Raw genomic sequence first — 17452 nt, forward strand, 5'->3', positions numbered from 1 at the left:
TTGGCCGTTTACAAATTTTGCCCGCCGGAGACCGGAAGTACCTGCCCCGTTATGTATCCCGACTCCTCGGAGGCAAGGAAGCGAACAAGAGCTGCGATATCCTCGGGCTGTGCAAAGCGGGAAAGCGGGATGTCATCACGGATATTCTCCTGGATATCCTCGGGGACATTGGCGAACATATCGGTCTCTGTGAAGCCCGGCGAGACGCAGTTCGCGGTTGAACCAGTTTGGGCCAGCTCCTTGGCAAGCGTCCTGGTAAGACCGTGGACACCGGCCTTCGCGGCGGCGTAGTTCGCTTGTCCGACGTTACCCTGCTCCCCGATCAGGCTGGAGATGTTAATAATACGGCCTTCATTGGCGTCCTTGATATCGTCGTAGAACGCCTTCGTCGCGTTGAAGACGCCCGTCAGGTTGATATCGACGACGGATTCCCACTCTTCCGGGGTCATCCTCTCGAACGAGTGATCCATCGTGATACCGGCGTTGTTCACTAGCACGTCGACTGCACCGAACTCGTCGTGGACGTGATCGGCCATCGTCTGCATGGCCTCAAAGTCCGCAACGTCAGCCTGCACCGTGATGGCGTCGCCACCGTCCTGCTCAATGCGGCTGGCGACGTCTGTGGCTTCGCCTTCCGAGGAGCGATAGTTGACTGCGATATTCTCGCCGCGGGTCCCCAATTCTTCTGCGATACTGCGACCGATTCCGCGCGAGCCGCCGGTCACAACGACTGTCTTTCCTTCGAGGTCGGTGTCTGGCTGCTCGCCGACGTATTGCGTAGCTAATGACATTGTCTTGGTATTTTGTTCGACTGCAGAGGGGAAATAAGTGGTGAGACAATAGATGACGGAGACCAACCGGGGAGAAGTCCTCATGGTGAATACGCGCTCTTTCTTCAGTACGCCGTTTCTGTCGGCAAGAGGGTCTTCTGTTCAGAGGTATTGACAGTCATTCATTTCCTCTCTCACCCGGTGCGATCCAGACTAACGACATACTAATCTTTGTTACTCCTCGGCAGTTGTTCGCGGCGATCCTGAAGTACCTCCGACGCGAGCTCGAAGATCCCGATAACGCCGAGCTTGTGGACTTCTTCTTACGGAACACCCCTCAGAAAATGCACGAGCATCTGACGAGAGACGGTCACGAAGACCTCACGGCCGCCGCTAGCGCGATCAACCCCGAAACGGAACGGCAGGCTGGCTCCGTGTTCGCGACGGCCCAGCAGCAGATTACAGACCTCTTTGTGGGAGATTTCGCCGAATCGGGCGACTTCTCGATCCGAGAGTAGATGGACGACCCAGACGGACGGGTCTTGGTACTCGACTATCCGACGCGGCAGTCTGGCACGATCGTGCCCGTGTTCCGCTACCTGATCGATCAGGCGATCATGCACGGGATGGACGATCCCGGTCGGTCGGTGTACTATCTACTCGGCGAGATCGAGCACTTGGACGCGACAATCAAGCGTCTCGGCAAGCTGATCAACGTTGGCCGCGGCGTCAACTGTCAGTCGATCATTTCTCCCCAGGTATGTTGGATTTCAATCTTGCAATGGCTGGGAGCGTCCGCTACGCGACCGCCTGACGCTTTCTATCGCCTCGAGCTGCGTAGACGTGCTTGACCGCGCCGACAGTAAATGCAAGTGCACCGAGGATCATCGGCGTGTCGCCGAGCGTGCGCGCCCAGAGCAATGCCTGTATCCGCGGGCGCTCGTAGAACTCGAGACTCCGGGCGACAGCGTATCCTTCCGAGTAGGACACCTTGAGCTGGGCGAAGCCGACGGGAAGCAACGAGGCGAAAGTCATGATCGCCAGTCCGATGTTCGTCAGCCAAAACGCCCCGCGGAACCACGCTGGATCCCACGCGTCCTCGGGCGTGACCACCCGCAAGATGTACGTCCCCAACCCGAGTGCGAGCAGTCCGAACGCGCCGAACATCGACGCGTGAGCATGAGCCACGGTCAGGTAGGTGCCGTGTTCGTAGTAGTTGATCACCGGGAGATTGATGAAGAAACCGAGTACCCCACCACCGACGAAGTTCCAGACGCTACTTGCGATAATGAAGAGGAAGGGAATCGTATACGGGAAGTCCTCACCCTGTGCGCGAAGCGAGCGGTACTCCCCGAGACTCCGATACAGGACGAACACCAGCGGGACGAACTCCAGCGTCGAGAACGTCGTCCCGAGGGGCACCCATACGTCGGGCAGACCGACCCACCAGTAATGATGCGAGACGCCGACAATGCCTGCACCCATGATCGTGAACACCTCGAAGAGGATCGCCTTCTCGCCCTGTATTTGCTTTAGAGAAGTGTGCTACTTAGTCAGACGAATGCATGATTTTACGTGAAAATCAGGCGCTCAAAACAGGCAGCGACTTGGCTCACCTCTGAACAAATCCGCGATACTTGCCTCTCCGATACCTTTCCAATATACCTTCAAGAGCACAACGGGACGATCATCGCGCTACTGGCAGATACTGGGCTTCGGGCGATCAAACTCGTGGTGCTTGACTGAAGCACTACGATCATGCAACGAAGGAGGAAAAGATGGAATGATGAGAAGATTATCTTGTAGATATATGACTTATTGCCAGTTGCTCGTGCACCGTTCTCGAAGGCGGAGGATAATAGGATCTTGCCCATTTTCTTCAATAGTAATACATTCCTTTCTAATTAACTCATCAATAGCGTCTGTGGTTTTCTGTTCATTCAAGTGTATACGTGCCCGAATATTGTCTGTCTTTTCAACTGATTTTGTTATTAACTCTCTTTTTGGGATTTCCCATAGATCGTGGTTTTCATACGCGACCCAATAAACAAACCCGGCCTCGTCGGAGAGGGTTACTTTGGCTTTCTCTGCTACCGTTGAACATAGAAGACCAAGAGTGGTACCCATAATAATCTCTGGAGACTCAGATTGAAGGATAGAGGACTCAGCCAGTAAATTAAATGCATCTGAGATGTCGAGTTCAATATTTATGTTCCTTGGTTTTCGAGAAGAAGATCTCGACGGCTTCGTCATAACATGCTCAATAGGCGTGGATTTATTTACATTAATGGCGTTGTCTACTATTCTTTCTATATCTAACCTGAGATCTGATTCACTAATTTCTGTTTTATCTACAATTTCATCCGTAATGTGTTGGATGATGAGTTCTTTTTCGCGCTCCATCGTTTGGGAGATTGTTTTCTGAATATTTAATAGTTAGGTAGGTGCCAATATCAATTCACACGGAATTCGCTCAGTAGTCCACCTACGACGAAAACGCCATCTGATAGTTCGCGGAATTTAACCAATTACGCAGCTTGATCAGTCCAGGGACGTAAGAGAGCGTATACAGCCTCGTTCATGGGCACATTGACATCGTTCGCGTGTTGGACGACCGAATCGTGGGCGCGTCAAGTTCCAGTCGGTTGTCGTGCGTCGGTTCGTAGTAAAGTAACGGATACAGCCTCGGATCGAGATCGCGCGAAGTCAAGTATTTCGCGTGGACTCTCGCCAGATCGCTGCCGGTCGAAACAGTCAATATGGTGTTGCAACTCAGATTGTAGCCGCTCGGAGAAGAGGGTCTGGCACCACTTTATTGACGACCGTCGTGCCCCATTCGGCCGCTTGTTCACAAATGCTGTACCTTTTATCGATTTCCTTACATATACTTTTCATTATTTTTATTACGGCGTATGCTGCAACTGCTTCTACTCCGCCCGATACTGCCGCCGAACCGAGTTCAGACAAAAACCCTCCAAGCTGTTCTCCGAGCAGTCGGTCATGCCCTTGGGAGGAATCGAACCTCCGGTTTTTCCGAGATCGGATCGTTGGTTATATATACTTATATCCAGAAGCATATAAGTGTTTGGGTATGCCCCCGTCAGCGATGATGTACTCTTCATAGAATACCCTCGTCGCGATCTATGAACAAATCATAATTCGCCTGTCGTGGAATGCTTATGGACGGGTAACGTTTTCCCGAGTTGTTCACTCACGAGTATCCGTCAGACAGCAACTTCCTACGAGGTCTTCGCGACATCACCTCGATCAGCGCTCATGTCGCCATCGGCTAGGAGATCCGGGTTGACGTCGAAGTCGAAGATTTCCTCGGGGACCGAGACCGTGACGCAGGTGTTCGGCAGGTCGACGATTCCGGCGATCCGACTCTCAACAGGGGCCGTACTGAGGAGCATATATCCCTGTTCCCGGCTGTACCCGAAGTTCGTCATGTAGTCGATGGCGTCGAGACATGCGCGGCGCATCCCAATGTTGGCATTCTTGTAGTGTTGCGTGCCGTCCTCGTCGACGGAGTACCCCTCGAAAACGATGTAGTTGGAGAAGTCTGGATCCATGTATCCCGGCTTAAACATGGCGTAATCCGTCCCCATCTTCTCCATCCCGTTTTTGATGACATTGACTCGCAGGTCGATCCAACCAGGGAACTCGATCGCCCCACAGAACGTGATCTCACCGTCACCCTGCGAGAAGTGCAGGTCGCCCGTGATGAAGTTCGCCCCTTCGACGAATACCGGGAGGTAGACACGTGAGCCGCGGCTGAGGTTCTTAATGTCGCAGTTTCCGGCGTTCTCTCGTGGTGGGATCGTCCGTGCGGCTTCCTTTGCGGCCTCCTCGACTTGGTCTTCGTCCATGTCGCCGAGAAGGACGTCGTTTGGTTCTGGCGGAAGAGCAAGCGGCGGCTCTTCCTCATCCGTTTCATGGTTAACCGCGGTCTCGTGGTCGGTACCACGCTCGATGAGCGCACGTTCGCGTTCGTTCCATTCCTCGAGCAACTCGTGTGACGGTGCGGTGCCGAGAATCCCCGGGTGTGCACAGCCGGGAAAGCTGACATCCTCGATATGGCGCGTACTAGCCATTACGCCGTCCAGTTCCCAGATACTCTTGCGAGCTTCCGGAAAGTGCTCGGTCAGGAACCCGCCGCCGTTTTCCTGATCGAAAATGGCGTTGAACCCCCACTCGCGGTCGGGGAACGCACCGAGATCCAGGATATCCACCACGAGCATGTCGCCCGGCTCGGCCCCCTCGACTGCGAACGGGCCACTCAGATGGTGGTTCGGATCCAATTCTATATCTCGGATGTCGTTCGCGCTGTCGTCGTTGTTGACTTGCCCACCGGTCCAGTCGAGGCACTCGATTCGGACTTTCTCACCGGGAGTGATCGTATCGACTGGCGGAACGTCCGGGTGCCACCGATTGACGATCGGACTCGGTTGTTCGTCCGGTGGTGAATCGGGGTCTACCTCGAAGATTGTCTCTGGCATGGTACACGTTGACTGTATCCACGATATTACTTATACCTTAGGATGCGGCCGTTCTTTTCGACGCTCCATCAGTTTTGCTTACCATCCTATGTGTTGTTAATCCCCGTCTCGTTAACAGGCTTAGTGATGTTAAGAATTCGCGGCGCAGAGCAAAGCATAAGTGGTGATAAATAATGTTATTGATTGGCATGCAACAGTCAACAGCTGCGAGACGGTGGAGTGGTCACAATGGTCTATAGCGTCTTAGGAATGGGACTCCTCTTTGTGGGCGGGGTCCTCTTTGTCAACGGACTCTGGTTGCTTGGACGAGGAACAGACGAAGACGTCACGGTATTCAATTTCTTAACGGGGCTGATCACCTTCTTGATCGTGATTTGGTGGGGCTTTGGAGAGGGGTCTGCCGGAACTCCGTTCGACGCTGCTGGAACGATGCTCTTCTCGTTTACCTATCTCTGGATCAGTGCAAACACGTACCGCGGAGTCAGTGACCAACGATCGTTCGGGTGGTACTGTGCATTCGTCGCAGTCACCGCGGTTCCCACAGGGTATCTGGTCTTCCTTGGTGGCGACCTCGGACTCGCTCTCCTCTGGTGGATCTGGGCGGTACTCTGGGGGGCGTTCTTCGTCCTACTCGGATTACAGCGCGAAGAATTCACCGACCCAATCGGCTGGTTCACGGCGGCAGTCGGAGTCGTTACCGCAGTCGCCGGATACCTGATGGCGGCTGGATACTGGCCGTGGGCGTAGCGTATCGATTGACCGACCTCATCAATCGACTCCTACCCCTGTCTCCAGGATACAGTACTTGTATCGAGAAAGGCAACCCAGTCAGACGAGACTCGTTCCCGCGTCAATCCGATCGTATGTCTCTGGTAGCTCTTCGGCGTCTTCGTGTAACAGCGCAAGGACGAAGTAGTCAGTATAGCGCTGGAGATAGTCGACAAGCGTTCCAATCCGTTCCGAGTCGATTGCCTCAAGCGAGTCGAGCAGAAGCAACGGGACGTGGTCATGTACCTCGTGAGTTAGATAGCCGGCTAACGCAACGATGAGGCCGATGACTTCGCGTTCACTCTCGCTGAGGTGTGTCACCGAGTCCTCGTAGACAGTCCCATCGTCGTCCGTTCGGACAATGTGGAGCTCGAAACGGGTCTCGTTGTCCGTGACCAACCGCTCGATCCAGACGCGTTCGACCTTTTCGTAGGCAAGTCGCTCGAGGACTTCCGCCATGTGTGTGTTGAAACTCTCGATGACACTCCGTTCAAGGTCATCGACGCGTGATCGCAGCGACTCGATTCGATCAATAATCGTCTCGCGTCTTGCCTCAAGGTCGTCCGATTTGCTAACCTGATACTCGATCTCGCTGATCTCGGTTTTGGTTTCGCTGAGTTGTTGTTCGAGCTGCCCGCGCTCGTACTCCAGTTCACTCAGCCGTTCGTAAGCCGACAGATCGTCGTCGCTGATCGCATCGATCGGTTCGAGTTCCGACTGCAACTCGGCTATTTCATCCCTGTGACCCGCTGCGGTCGATCGGAGCTCCTCAATCGATTCGGACCGCCGCGTTAGCTCCTCTTCGAGTTTTGCTTTCTGATCTAGAAGCTCGCGATGGTCGTCCACTTTCGACTGCAATGACTCATACTGATTGCGTTGATTCGAAAGGGTTTCCCGGAGCGCTTTTCGCTCAGATCGCTTCGTCTCAAGGAGTTCTTCGATTTTCTCGAATTGGGTTGCGATCTCCTGGCGCTTGACGTCGTTTCCGCACGTCCAACACTCGAGACGCTGCCCCATCGGATCCAATTTGTCTGTCGGATCAACCGTTCTCGAGAGTTCGGAGACGACGGAGTCGTTCCCCTCGAGTACTCGTTCGTTTTGCGAAAGTATCGTCGAGAGCTCGTTGATCATCGTCGAGAGCTCCGATTCCCGAACCTGTAATCGATCGATCTCTTGCGTTAGCTCTGGGATCTGATCCTCTGGTACGTCCATCTCGGACAGAGATTGCCGAACCGATCGCAGCTCCGCTGCCAGCTCCTCTCGGATTGATCGTTGTGTTTCGATCTCAGATTCGGTTCGCTCGAGTTCGATCTGAGTCTCCTCGAGTTCTGTCAGTAGCGATTCAGCCTGGTCATCGTCCGTCGACGATCTGTCGATAGTGTCAAGTTCGTCCCGTGCCCGTTCAAGTGCGGTGTTCACGTCGTCGAGTTGCGCTTCAAGTTCGCTCTGTCGGTTCTCGAGACTCGGAAGCTGTTTTCGCTCACGTTCAATTTCGTTGAGACGTTCATCGATCTGGTTCCGCTTCGATCGAAATGTCGCGATCTGTTGCTCCAGCTCGTCGGTGTCGACTGGGGCAAGCAGATACTCCGAGAGGTTCTCGTTACCACGGACGGCTTGTCTGATCGGGTTGTCTTCGAGCAGACAGACGAAAAGGTCGACGAGATCCGATCGGTCTGTGTACGGATTTCCCTCTGTTCGAACTCGCGTGCCGTCACGAATGTATTGCCGTCCGTACTTGTTCTCGCCAATGGTGAGGGTGACACGTCCTTGCTTCGAGTTCCGTTTGAGAGTGCCCGCTGTTCCGCCTAGTCCGCCGGCGATTGCACGGATGAACGACGTTCGGTTCGTCGCGTTCCGTCCAGTCAGGATTGTCACGCCGGGTGTGAACGTTACCTCCGTCGAGTCGATGCCGCCCATCTGCTCTACGGTGACGTCAATCGAAGCCGATCGGCGGATAGAGGATTTCTCGTTGCTGGTTTCCATTGAATATCCGCTCTACGAATTCGGCGGTTTTAAACCGATTGATATATTTCAATGATAGTATATATTGGGGCGCGATTACTAGCGGCGGCGGTTGGCGGTCCCGACGACGTCAGCCTACTTCAACGTCGTTCGTCTCTGAGTCCGAGAGCCTTCCGGCGTACGAACTCGCTTTCTAGTCCCGCTGCAGTAAATCCCGTAACGAGCCGAGGCCAGAATCGGCGGCTTTCATCGCAAGGACCGGAACTGCTTTTCGATGGGCCATATTGAGTTCGATATGGACGCTCGCTCGAACGACTCGTCGAAAGCTCCGTCCGAGACCGAGACGGCCTGTTGCAAAGTCGAACGGACAGCGACAGCGTTCGATATCGAGGATGTCGGCACGGAACTTGTCGACCGTCGGCGGCATCAAGACAGCTATCGCGCGATTGCGGAGCACCTCAATGTTCGCGTCATCGAAGCGGAACTGGACCGTGCCGACGTCACCAGCGGCCGTTCCGTTCACGCTGCCCTCGTCGGAGAGGACGTTGCCGAGGCGGTCTACCGGGTTCTTCGGACTGATTCCGGGTCGGACATTCGCCGCGCGGAACTGCGTGCACGACTAAGTGAGGCAGGGATCGATGTTGACCGTCTCGAGTCGGCGTTCGTCTCTCACGTCACGATCCGCTCACACCTCCAAAACTGCGTTTCCGTCGATCCCGACAGGTCCCCTCCATCGTTCGAACAAACCGTAAACACAACCCAGTGGGCCCAAACTCGCGCCTCAAACGTCGTCCAGAGTGCGCTTGACCGAGCCGTCAAGACCGGTCAGCTACAGACCGGCGACCTCGAGGCGGAGCTCTTTGTTCGAGTTACGTGCGGCGACTGTGGCGATACATTTTATCTGACCGAACTACTAGAGAGCAGATCCTGTTCATGCTCTGAAGCGTGAACGACCGAAAACAGCGGCAGGTGCCGGTTCTGCGGCGTTTCGGCGGGGGTCGACGAAACGTATAACGGTGGCTGTGTAATACGGTACCACAATGAAAGAGGGACGTTGCTCCGACCCCTGCCATTCGATCTCTCCGCCATCGGAGTTTGTCGAGCAGGCGAACGTCACCTCTCCCGAAATCTACGAGACGTTCGAAGAGGAGTGGCCGACCTGTTGGGAACGGGCAGCGTCGCTGCTCGAGTGGCATCAGTCACACTCGACGGTTCTCGAACCGACGACGAAACCGCCGTACTACCGATGGTTCGTCGGTGGGACACTCAATGCATCGTACAACTGCGTGGATCGCCACGTTGAAGCGGGTCGTGGTGACCAGCCTGCGATCCAGTGGGTCCGGGAAACTGGCGGAACAGAGACGTACACGTACGCGGACCTTGAGCGGAACGTAAATGCCGTCGCGGCGTCGCTCCGGAAAATTGGAGTCAACACGGGCGACACTGTGGCACTCTACTTACCGCGTCTGCCCGCGCTCCCGATAGTGATGCTCGCTGCCGCTCGGCTCGGGGCTCCACATGTCGTCGTCTTCGCGGAGTACTCCGCGGACGTCCTCGCCTCGTTTATGGCTGAAACGGACGCCGAAGTCCTCGTTACCGCGGATGGCTACCACCAGAACGGCGCGTTTCACCCACTCGAGCCGAAGGCCAACCGGGCTATTGAGCAGCTCGAGTGGGATGTGACGACGGTTTCGGTCGATCGTACTGGGCACGATAGCGAAGGCTGGAGCGCTGAGTACGACTACGATGAACTCCGATCGAGACACTGGGATAGCAGCGTCGAACCGGTCTCGAGGGAAAGCGACGAGCCGTTGTTTGTCTGCTATGCGTCCGGCCCCACGGGCGAACCGGTCGGAATGGAACACGCGACGGGATCATATCTCTCGTACGTCGCGTGGACCACACACGCAGTCCTCGATGTGGCCCCTGGTGACACGCTGTGGTGTCCTGCCGGTATCGAATGGATTACTGGTCATTCCTACATCGTCTACGGACCACTCGCTCTCGGGGCGACCACCCTTCTCTACGAGGGTGCACCGGCGTACCCCGACAAAACCCGACCCTGGGAGATCATCGCGGAAAACGAGGTCACGCAGTTCTACACGACGCCGACGGCGATTCGAGCATTCATGGAGTGGGGGTCGGAGTACCCAAATGCACACGATCTCTCGTCGCTCAAACTGCTTGGAACGGTCGGCCAGCGAATCGAGCCCGAGACGTGGTGGTGGTTTTACGAACACGTCGGCGGCAGGTCGTGTCCGATAGTCGATACATGGTACCAGGCCGAAAACGGTGGTATCGCGATCTCGACGCTGCCGGCTATTCATGAAATGCGCCCCGGATCGGTGGGCAAACCTCTTCCGGGAATCGACGCCGAGATCGTCGACGCAACGGGCGCTCCAGTTCCGGCTGGCCAGTCAGGGTATCTCGTATTTGAACGACCATGGCCGGGGTTCTTTCGGCCAGTCGGGGACGAAGCGGCAGCCACCGAACTCTGGACGGAATTCGGCGATCCGCCCAATGAGTGGACCTACTTCTCCGAGGATAGCGCCGTTCGTGAGGATGGGTACATGACCATACTCGGTCGAACTGACGATGTCATCAATATCGGTCATTACACAAAAAATCGGGTTCACGTCAGTGAAATCGAACGCGTGATTGAGTCGCTCGACGAGATCGACGACGTCGCAGTAATCTGTGGGCGACACGAGATCATGGGCGAAGCTCCGTACGCGTTCGTCGTTTGCGAATCAGACCGACCGACGGATGTTCGATCAAAAGTCAGAGAAACAGTCACGCGAGAACTTGCGGCGCCGATCTGTCCGGTTGACGTCTACCTCGTCCCCGAACTCCCACGGACATACTCCGGTGGTGTACTCCGGGAAGCTCTCGCCGACCTCCTCGACGGGGAACGGCTCGGAGATACGGAACTACTCCGAAATCCGGACGTTCTCGATAATATCGCCGTCGAGATCCGTCATCAGCGAACGAGCCCCACCGAGTGAAGTCACCGAATTCCGTCGCCGTCGGGTCCTTTATGTCCTTTCACTCAGTATGTGTGAGAAGATACATCATGGTGGATAATAGCGTGTCTCGCGGATCATCGATAACGAGTGAAACCGATGACGAGCCTGCAGCGTGGGAGACGAATATGAAGGCAGGGCAACAGCTCGCAGAGGTAATTCGAACGACCCTTGGGCCGAACGGACTCGACAAAATGCTCATCACGTCAGACGGAAAGATCATCATAACGAACGATGGAGCCAGCATTCTCGATCGGATGAACATCTCCAATCCCGTCGCGAATCTCGTCGTCACCGTCGCCGAACAGCAGGATTCGAAGGTTGGTGACGGGACGACGACCGCAGTGTTGCTCGCTGGCAAACTGCTGAGCGAAGCCGAGACGCTGCTCGAGCGTGGCGTTCATCCAACGGCGATCGCTCGTGGCTACCACCTCGCGGCTTCCCACGCGGCCGATGCTCTCGATGACTGGACGGTTTCAATCGACTTCGACGACGACGATCGACTTCGCGAGATCGCTCGAACCGTGGTAACCGGGAAATGGGACGAATCCGGGACTGAGTTCCTCGCGAACAAAGCCGTCGAAACCGTTCGGGCGATTGAGCGCGATGGCCGTGTCGGGTTCGAACGGATCACGCGGAAGACCATCCCTGGTGGCTCGTTTTACGACTCGACGGTTCTCAACGGCCTCGTAATCGACATGAACGAGTCGTCTACGGACGTCGTATCACCGGAAACAGGACTCCCGCGGCGATACGACGACGCTACTATCGCTCTCATTGACCAAGAGCTCTCGATTGACAAGCCGAATGGAATCGGTGCGGTCGATCTCACATCCTACGAGGACTATCAGGCGCTCCAGGACTACGAACGGGACATCTACGAGTCGCACGCCGACGCGATCACTGCCAGCGGCGCCGACGTCGTCTTCTGTCAGCAGTCGATCGACGACCCGGTCCGATATCTACTCGCGCGGGCGGGTGTGTTGTCCGTCGAACGAACCCGCCGCGACGAACTCCACAAACTGGCTCGCGCGACCGGTTCCCAGCCAGTCACGATCGAGGAACTGAGTTCCGCAACAGTCGGGACGGCGGAAACGGTGGACAGACGGTCGGTCGGCCCAACCGAAATTACGGTCGTCTCCGGCTTCGACGAGTTCAAACAGGTTTCGGTGCTGTTCCGCGGCGGCACCGAACACGTCGCCGAGGAGACTAAACGAATGCTGGATAACTGTTTCTACGCACTGAAACTCGCCATAGAGGACGAAGCGATCGTCCCGGGCGGCGGGGCGACTGAAGTTGGACTCGCACGGGAGCTTCGAACGTTCGCGACCGGACAAGCAGGCAAGGAACAGCTTGCAATCGAGGCCTTCGCCGACGCACTGGAGACGATTCCTCGAACGCTCGCCGAAAGCAGCGGAATGGATCCGATTGATGCCATTCTCGAGCTTCGGACCGCTCACCACGATGGCGCCAGCGCGGCCGGCCTCGACCTACAGACGAAGTCGGTCGCGGATATGACCGAACGGGGTGTCCTCGAACCACTCTACATCAAACGACGAGCAGTCGCGAGCGCCGCGGAGATCGCGACCATGATCGTTCGCGTCGACGACAATGTCTCCGTCACCGGCGATCACGGTACTCACGAGCACGACCACGACCACGACCATGGCCCGAGCGGTGCCGTCCACAGCACAGAGGGGTATCCGTGGGCTGTCGGCCACTCGATGGGCCACTGACTCCGCTTTCGCCCCGTGATCACAGACCACTCTCGAAATCCTCACGGAGCACTACGACCGTAGCGCTCACTGGATTCTTACCATGTTATGCTTTGTAAACCAGCTGAGTCAGTCGAGAACCGAGGTTGAATCACATAGTAACGAGTATTTTTATAATTCAGCGGAGAATCTACGACGGAAGCATGGCCTCAGCGAACCGACTACCACGGCTCGAAACCTGTATCGATCTGTATCTCGCCGCGTCCGATCGCTATGGCTCCGACTCGTTTACTGCCGAACAACTCGATCGGGACATTTCGATGCCGGATACCCACCAAACGCTTGAACTGATGATCGCCTACGGACTCGTCGTACCCGACGAGTCGGCCTACCACATCGCCCGTGAACCCGACGCGTCCGCCGATGCCTGGGAGTCAGCCGCGCGGGATCGCGCGAGGCTGATCCGTGAGACGATTGCCCGGCGAAACGACGACGGCGAAGCCACCGAAACACGAGTACTGACCCACGAGGCCAACGAGTATGTGAGCGTTTTCGTCGCCACGTCGGACGACCTCGACGCAATCGTCGAGCGGGTCGAGTCACTCCCGCTTGAGAACTATGACGGCGTCGTGCTCCGAGCGCCAGGACAAGACGCGAATCAGATCCAGCGGTTTGCGGACCGACTCTGTGATTCTACGCCGTCAGAGTCGCCGCTTTCGATTCCTCACCAGAAAGAGTACTCGGACGTTACCGGCAACGTGAAGACCGAGCTAGAGTTCCAGCTGTATCTCAAACAGTGCTGATATAATTAGGTTAGTCTCGGGCAGTTTCGATGTGGGACACCTCTTCGTTAATCGTCCAGCCGCCCGATTGAAGATTCTGGGAGATCGTGATTTGACGGCCTGCCGAGTCCTCGGCGATGACCGAGTACGTATCCGTATCGATTACCTCATACGTGCGCTGGCGGCCATTTACCCGGATCGTCTCACCTACCTCGAGCTGGGAAAGGCGGTCAGTGATCTCTTTCGGCGCAAGTGATTCGGATTCGGATGCCGTTTCGGAGCCGTCTACCGTCATCTGTCGTTCGTATTCATAGTCGCCATGGTCTTATACTCCTTGCCAGGTGCGGTTGCGGACACTGCCACTCCCGCTACCTTCCGCCGTCGGTCGCACCCGCTCCGAGCTAGTGGTAAGTTATAACATGATTGGTACGGTACCGTGTTCTATGACCTCTCGGCCGATGCCGCTCGATTCTGACGCGGTCAGCGATCCCGAAGTGGCAGAACGAATCGAAGACGCAAAATCGGGCTGGTACGGCGATGCCGCGTTTTTCGGAGCCATGGCGCACTGTCCCGAGATATTCACCCACATCGTCGCCGCGTTCGAGTCGTTTGGCCAGCGCGCGAACATCGATACGGAACTGCTCGAATTGATGCGGCTCAAAGTGGCCGAGTCCCATCAGTGTGCATACTGTGCGACGGTGCGAACGCTCGATGTTCACGACGCCGTCAAACCGAAAGAAGATGCCGTTTTTGGTGATATCACCGAGGACGAACTTACCCGTCGTGAATATCTTGCTGTCTCGCTTGCTAAACAACTCTCGGAGGACCCTCACAGGATCCACGATGACTTTTTCGAGAATCTCCAAGAGGTCTTCACAGAAGCTGAGATCATTGAGCTGCTGTTGTTTGGAAGTCTGGAAGTCGGGCTCGATAGGTTCTGTATCGCACTGGAACTCCAACCTACAGACGATAGCGCGTATCCTGACGACGTGGAGTATCCGCTGGAAAATCCACGTCCAAAGACGGACTGAACCTCACCAATACGCGAGTCGTTACGTTCCGTTGTGAGACTTTTTTCGCTTCTAATCGCCCCTCTCAGATTGAATCCCACGACAATTGCATCAAGCGTATAAATAGCTATGGTTAAATTTGATGAAGTTACGCTTGGAGTTCCTCACTAACATGGATCTCGTCACCGACATTGATCGTGCCACCATAGTCTGCTTCCGGTATATCAGTAATGAGCATGATCGTGAAAAAGTGCTCAAACGCTTCTTTAGGTGCCCACTCTGGAAGTGTTTCCTCACGATACTTGGCGAACCGCTGTTGAAAATCGTCGATCGGCTTTCCCGTATCGGGATCACGCGAGGGGACGACACAGCGGGCACAAGCCTCTGCACCTTCAAATCGGATGCCATTAATCTCGAATCCGGAGGGATCGTCACCAAGGAAACGGTCCTCCCAGAATGCCGGAACGCCACCGATTTCGATGTTCGGTCGAAGACGAATTCGAGCACCTTCAACAGTCATCTCATCAAACCAAGAGGCAAGCTCCTCGAGGGTCTTGGTACTGATGACTGAGGGGCCAAGTTTTGGGCGATCGATAAAGGACGGTGGTTCCCGATAACGCAGTTTAACTGGTTCTCCGACGAAATCGCTGAACCACTCGCTTGCCTCTTCACGTTCAGTTGTGAGGTCGAATGTGTACGTTTCACCACTTTCTCGCATTCGGAGCGTGAGCCGATCTGTATCAGGGTCGAACTCCGATTTTACTTCGTGTGTGTGATCGATTTCTTTCCCATTGAAGGTCTTTCCAACTGAATCAAAGCGATCCTCAATGACTTTGTTTTCGTTGGGGTCAAGCATCGCGTACTGTCGGTCGCCTTCAAATGTCCCTCCTTCGTTAATAGTGATCGAATCAACTTCCATCCGGTCAAGCCCTTTAATTGGGTACACCCAGAGGTTCTTGATGTGTGCCATCACACAACATGGTTTAGTTGTCAATATAAATCTTTACGTAGACTAATTTTTACGCCAGTACAAGTTACCGTGTTTCCTATCCTATTCCAATGAGTGCAAATCACACAAGATCACCCACTCGCTGTACTTGAAACGCTCTGTCTTTGTGGAGTTGGTATCGCGTTGTAGACTGTGCTGAGTAATTCGGTTTGATGAACAGCCATCGTACAAGGTCTAAGACTCCTACACTGATGCACTGGAGTGTAGACCAGCACAGATCATGATCGAGATAAAATAGTTAGATATCTATAAGGTGCACTATATCGTGGTGTGTGTTGTCGTATGCCAGAAACCGTAATAGAAGTAGACGTGGAGGCTCCAGCGGACGAACAGCCGACCTCAGTCCACAATCGGTGGCATCCAGATATCCCATCCGTCGTGACGGTCGATCCGGGCGATCAGGTTCGTGTTGAGTGTCTCGATTGGACTGGCGGTCAGATCACAGATGACGATAATGCAAACGAAGTCCGGGATGTTGATCTCAATCAAGTCCACTATCTGAGTGGGCCAATTGAGGTTGCAGGTGCTGAGCCCGGGGACCTACTTGTTATGGATATTCTCGATATCGGCGCACTCAATGAGCGCTGGGAGTATGGCTTTACGGGCATTTTCTCCCAGGAAAACGGTGGAGGATTCCTTACGGATCACTTCCCGGACGCCGCAAAGGCGATTTGGGACTTTCACGGAACGAAAACGACCTCCCGGCACATCCCCGATGTCCGTTTTGAAGGGATGATCCATCCCGGACTGGTCGGGACGGCCCCATCACAGGAACTGCTTGAGGCATGGAACGAGCGCGAACAGACGCTCATGGATCAGCATGCCGAAGACCCCGAATCGATCCACAACCACCCAACTGGAGAAGAAAATCCGCCTGTCGCGAATCCGCCGGACACGGATGCAGCAGTCATGGGTGAGATGGGCGACGAGGAAGCCGAGGCAGCCGCCCAAGAGGGAGCCCGGACGGTTCCACCGCGAGAAAACGGCGGCAATTGTGATATCAAGGACCTCTCGCTCGGGACTCGGGTGTACTTCCCAGTCTACGTCGAGGGCGGGAAGCTCTCGATGGGGGACATCCACTTCTCACAGGGCGACGGTGAGATCACGTTCTGTGGCGCGATCGAGATGGCCGGCTATCTCGATATCGAGCTCGATCTCATCAAAGACGGGATGGAAAAACACGGGATCGATCATCCGATCTTTGAACCCGGCCACCGTGGCCCCAACTTCGAGGACTACATCGTCTTTGAAGGATACTCGGTGACCGAGGATGGCGAGCAACACTATATTGACCCGCACGTCGCCTATCGGCGTGCAGCACTCGAAGCTATCGAGTACCTCAAGAAGTTTGGGTACACTGGTGAACAGGCCTATATGCTTCTTTCAACCGTCCCTGTTGAGGGCCGGCAGAGTGGGATGGTCGACATCCCTAATGCCTGTTCGACGCTCGCGATTCCCAAAGGTGTATTCGAGTTCGATATCAGTCCCTCTGAGCTCGGTGATACGTCGGACCGGGGCCAAGTCGCGATAACTGACGATCCACTAGGAAACTGATTTAGCGTCCTTTCATTCCGGCTCTTGTGACGGCGGCTCTTCAAGCAGCTAGTTATCACTCAGTAAGCGGCAACAGCGAACTGAGGCGCAATCAGGATATTTACGACGCGTACCAGCACAAGGATCCTCGAGCGCCGGTATACAGTCACAATCACTCGGGCGGTTCTCTACACAGTGCTTTTTCTCTGCTGGCCGTGCTACCGCGATGGGTTCCAAACACCGAATCCGAGCGTAGAGGCTACTAAACGCAACGTCAATACGACTGGATTGCCTCGGTGACTGAGGGTCACTCAGCGTCCGCTCAGAGAGATGAAGACGAGAGAAAGGGGTCATCCGACTACGAAACAGCATTGTGCGAGC

The 17452-nt window shown here is 55.3% G+C and carries 15 protein-coding genes and 1 pseudogene; 9 read left to right on the forward strand and 7 right to left on the reverse strand.

Features of this window, described 5'->3' with window-relative positions:
• Positions 1-8: 8 nt before the first annotated feature.
• Positions 9-791, reverse strand: coding sequence for a 3-oxoacyl-ACP reductase family protein (locus WOA58_RS17505; protein WP_340605580.1), 783 nt, complete (start codon positions 789-791; stop codon positions 9-11).
• Between the two features lie 227 nt (positions 792-1018).
• Between WOA58_RS17505 and WOA58_RS17510 the strand changes: the two genes are divergently transcribed.
• Both WOA58_RS17510 and WOA58_RS17515 read left to right on the forward strand, forming a co-directional pair.
• Complete coding sequence (locus WOA58_RS17510) at positions 1019-1288, forward strand: hypothetical protein (protein WP_340605581.1); 270 nt, start codon at positions 1019-1021, stop codon at positions 1286-1288.
• Positions 1289-1621, forward strand: a complete 333-nt coding sequence (locus WOA58_RS17515; protein ID WP_340605582.1) for a hypothetical protein — start codon at positions 1289-1291, stop codon at positions 1619-1621.
• Here WOA58_RS17515 and WOA58_RS17520 read toward each other — a convergent pair.
• The 3 genes and pseudogenes from WOA58_RS17520 to fmdA (WOA58_RS17530) all read right to left on the reverse strand — a co-directional run.
• Positions 1569-2291 (reverse strand): annotated as a pseudogene (locus WOA58_RS17520) (cbb3-type cytochrome c oxidase subunit I); the annotation flags it as partial. The gene WOA58_RS17515 and the pseudogene WOA58_RS17520 overlap by 53 nt on opposite strands.
• Before the next feature lie 294 nt (positions 2292-2585).
• Positions 2586-3173, reverse strand: a complete 588-nt coding sequence (locus WOA58_RS17525) for a hypothetical protein (RefSeq protein WP_340605583.1) — start codon at positions 3171-3173, stop codon at positions 2586-2588.
• Between the two features lie 836 nt (positions 3174-4009).
• The gene (fmdA, locus tag WOA58_RS17530) at positions 4010-5269 is read right to left on the reverse strand and encodes a formamidase (RefSeq protein WP_340605584.1); all 1260 of its coding nucleotides are present in this window, start codon (positions 5267-5269) and stop codon (positions 4010-4012) included.
• Positions 5270-5497: 228 nt separating this feature from the next.
• Here fmdA (WOA58_RS17530) and WOA58_RS17535 point away from each other — a divergent pair, with 228 nt between their 5' ends.
• Positions 5498-6016 carry an AmiS/UreI family transporter gene (locus tag WOA58_RS17535; RefSeq protein ID WP_340605585.1) on the forward strand — a complete coding sequence of 173 codons (519 nt, stop codon included), beginning with the start codon at positions 5498-5500 and terminating at the stop codon, positions 6014-6016.
• Between the two features lie 81 nt (positions 6017-6097).
• On the opposite strand, the gene WOA58_RS17540 is transcribed toward WOA58_RS17535, so the two are convergent.
• Positions 6098-8020 carry an archaea-specific SMC-related protein gene (locus WOA58_RS17540; protein ID WP_340605586.1) on the reverse strand — a complete coding sequence of 641 codons (1923 nt, stop codon included), beginning with the start codon at positions 8018-8020 and terminating at the stop codon, positions 6098-6100.
• A 253-nt stretch (positions 8021-8273) separates the two neighbouring features.
• Here WOA58_RS17540 and rdfA point away from each other — a divergent pair, with 253 nt between their 5' ends.
• From rdfA to WOA58_RS17560, 4 genes are all read left to right on the forward strand, one after another.
• Positions 8274-8948 carry a rod-determining factor RdfA gene (gene rdfA, locus WOA58_RS17545; protein ID WP_340605587.1) on the forward strand — a complete coding sequence of 225 codons (675 nt, stop codon included), beginning with the start codon at positions 8274-8276 and terminating at the stop codon, positions 8946-8948.
• A 91-nt stretch (positions 8949-9039) separates the two neighbouring features.
• A complete protein-coding gene (locus WOA58_RS17550) occupies positions 9040-11004 on the forward strand; it encodes an AMP-binding protein (RefSeq protein WP_340605588.1) in 1965 nt (654 codons plus the stop codon).
• 68 nt (positions 11005-11072) lie between these two features.
• Positions 11073-12758, forward strand: coding sequence for a thermosome subunit alpha (gene thsA, locus WOA58_RS17555; protein ID WP_340605657.1), 1686 nt, complete (start codon positions 11073-11075; stop codon positions 12756-12758).
• A 182-nt stretch (positions 12759-12940) separates the two neighbouring features.
• On the forward strand, positions 12941-13540 hold the full coding sequence (locus WOA58_RS17560; protein WP_340605589.1) for a hypothetical protein: 600 nt from the start codon (positions 12941-12943) through the stop codon (positions 13538-13540).
• Positions 13541-13550: 10 nt separating this feature from the next.
• On the opposite strand, the gene WOA58_RS17565 is transcribed toward WOA58_RS17560, so the two are convergent.
• Positions 13551-13814, reverse strand: a complete 264-nt coding sequence (locus WOA58_RS17565; RefSeq protein ID WP_340605590.1) for a hypothetical protein — start codon at positions 13812-13814, stop codon at positions 13551-13553.
• Positions 13815-13962: 148 nt separating this feature from the next.
• Between WOA58_RS17565 and WOA58_RS17570 the strand changes: the two genes are divergently transcribed.
• A complete protein-coding gene (locus tag WOA58_RS17570) occupies positions 13963-14550 on the forward strand; it encodes a carboxymuconolactone decarboxylase family protein (RefSeq protein WP_340605591.1) in 588 nt (195 codons plus the stop codon).
• Between the two features lie 127 nt (positions 14551-14677).
• Here the strand turns inward: WOA58_RS17570 and WOA58_RS17575 are convergent, their stop codons facing one another.
• Positions 14678-15499: an MOSC domain-containing protein gene (locus tag WOA58_RS17575; RefSeq protein ID WP_340605592.1), complete on the reverse strand. Its 822-nt coding sequence runs from the start codon at positions 15497-15499 to the stop codon at positions 14678-14680.
• Between the two features lie 321 nt (positions 15500-15820).
• Here WOA58_RS17575 and fmdA (WOA58_RS17580) point away from each other — a divergent pair, with 321 nt between their 5' ends.
• On the forward strand, positions 15821-17092 hold the full coding sequence (gene fmdA / locus WOA58_RS17580) for a formamidase (protein WP_340605593.1): 1272 nt from the start codon (positions 15821-15823) through the stop codon (positions 17090-17092).
• Positions 17093-17452 lie beyond the last annotated feature (360 nt).

It is taken from the genome of Halalkalicoccus tibetensis, from assembly GCF_037996645.1.
Lineage (GTDB): Archaea > Halobacteriota > Halobacteria > Halobacteriales > Halalkalicoccaceae > Halalkalicoccus > Halalkalicoccus tibetensis.

Coding starts and splice junctions, on each gene's coding strand:
- WOA58_RS17565 (WP_340605590.1), bottom strand. CDS start 13,814: ATGACGGTAGACGGCTCCGAAACGGCATCCGAATCCGAATCACTTGCG.
- fmdA (WP_340605584.1), bottom strand. CDS start 5,269: ATGCCAGAGACAATCTTCGAGGTAGACCCCGATTCACCACCGGACGAA.
- rdfA (WP_340605587.1), top strand. CDS start 8,274: ATGGGCCATATTGAGTTCGATATGGACGCTCGCTCGAACGACTCGTCG.
- WOA58_RS17570 (WP_340605591.1), top strand. CDS start 13,963: ATGACCTCTCGGCCGATGCCGCTCGATTCTGACGCGGTCAGCGATCCC.
- WOA58_RS17515 (WP_340605582.1), top strand. CDS start 1,289: ATGGACGACCCAGACGGACGGGTCTTGGTACTCGACTATCCGACGCGG.
- WOA58_RS17525 (WP_340605583.1), bottom strand. CDS start 3,173: ATGGAGCGCGAAAAAGAACTCATCATCCAACACATTACGGATGAAATT.
- WOA58_RS17540 (WP_340605586.1), bottom strand. CDS start 8,020: ATGGAAACCAGCAACGAGAAATCCTCTATCCGCCGATCGGCTTCGATT.
- WOA58_RS17550 (WP_340605588.1), top strand. CDS start 9,040: ATGAAAGAGGGACGTTGCTCCGACCCCTGCCATTCGATCTCTCCGCCA.
- WOA58_RS17505 (WP_340605580.1), bottom strand. CDS start 791: ATGTCATTAGCTACGCAATACGTCGGCGAGCAGCCAGACACCGACCTC.
- WOA58_RS17535 (WP_340605585.1), top strand. CDS start 5,498: ATGGTCTATAGCGTCTTAGGAATGGGACTCCTCTTTGTGGGCGGGGTC.
- fmdA (WP_340605593.1), top strand. CDS start 15,821: ATGCCAGAAACCGTAATAGAAGTAGACGTGGAGGCTCCAGCGGACGAA.
- WOA58_RS17575 (WP_340605592.1), bottom strand. CDS start 15,499: ATGGCACACATCAAGAACCTCTGGGTGTACCCAATTAAAGGGCTTGAC.
- thsA (WP_340605657.1), top strand. CDS start 11,073: ATGGTGGATAATAGCGTGTCTCGCGGATCATCGATAACGAGTGAAACC.
- WOA58_RS17560 (WP_340605589.1), top strand. CDS start 12,941: ATGGCCTCAGCGAACCGACTACCACGGCTCGAAACCTGTATCGATCTG.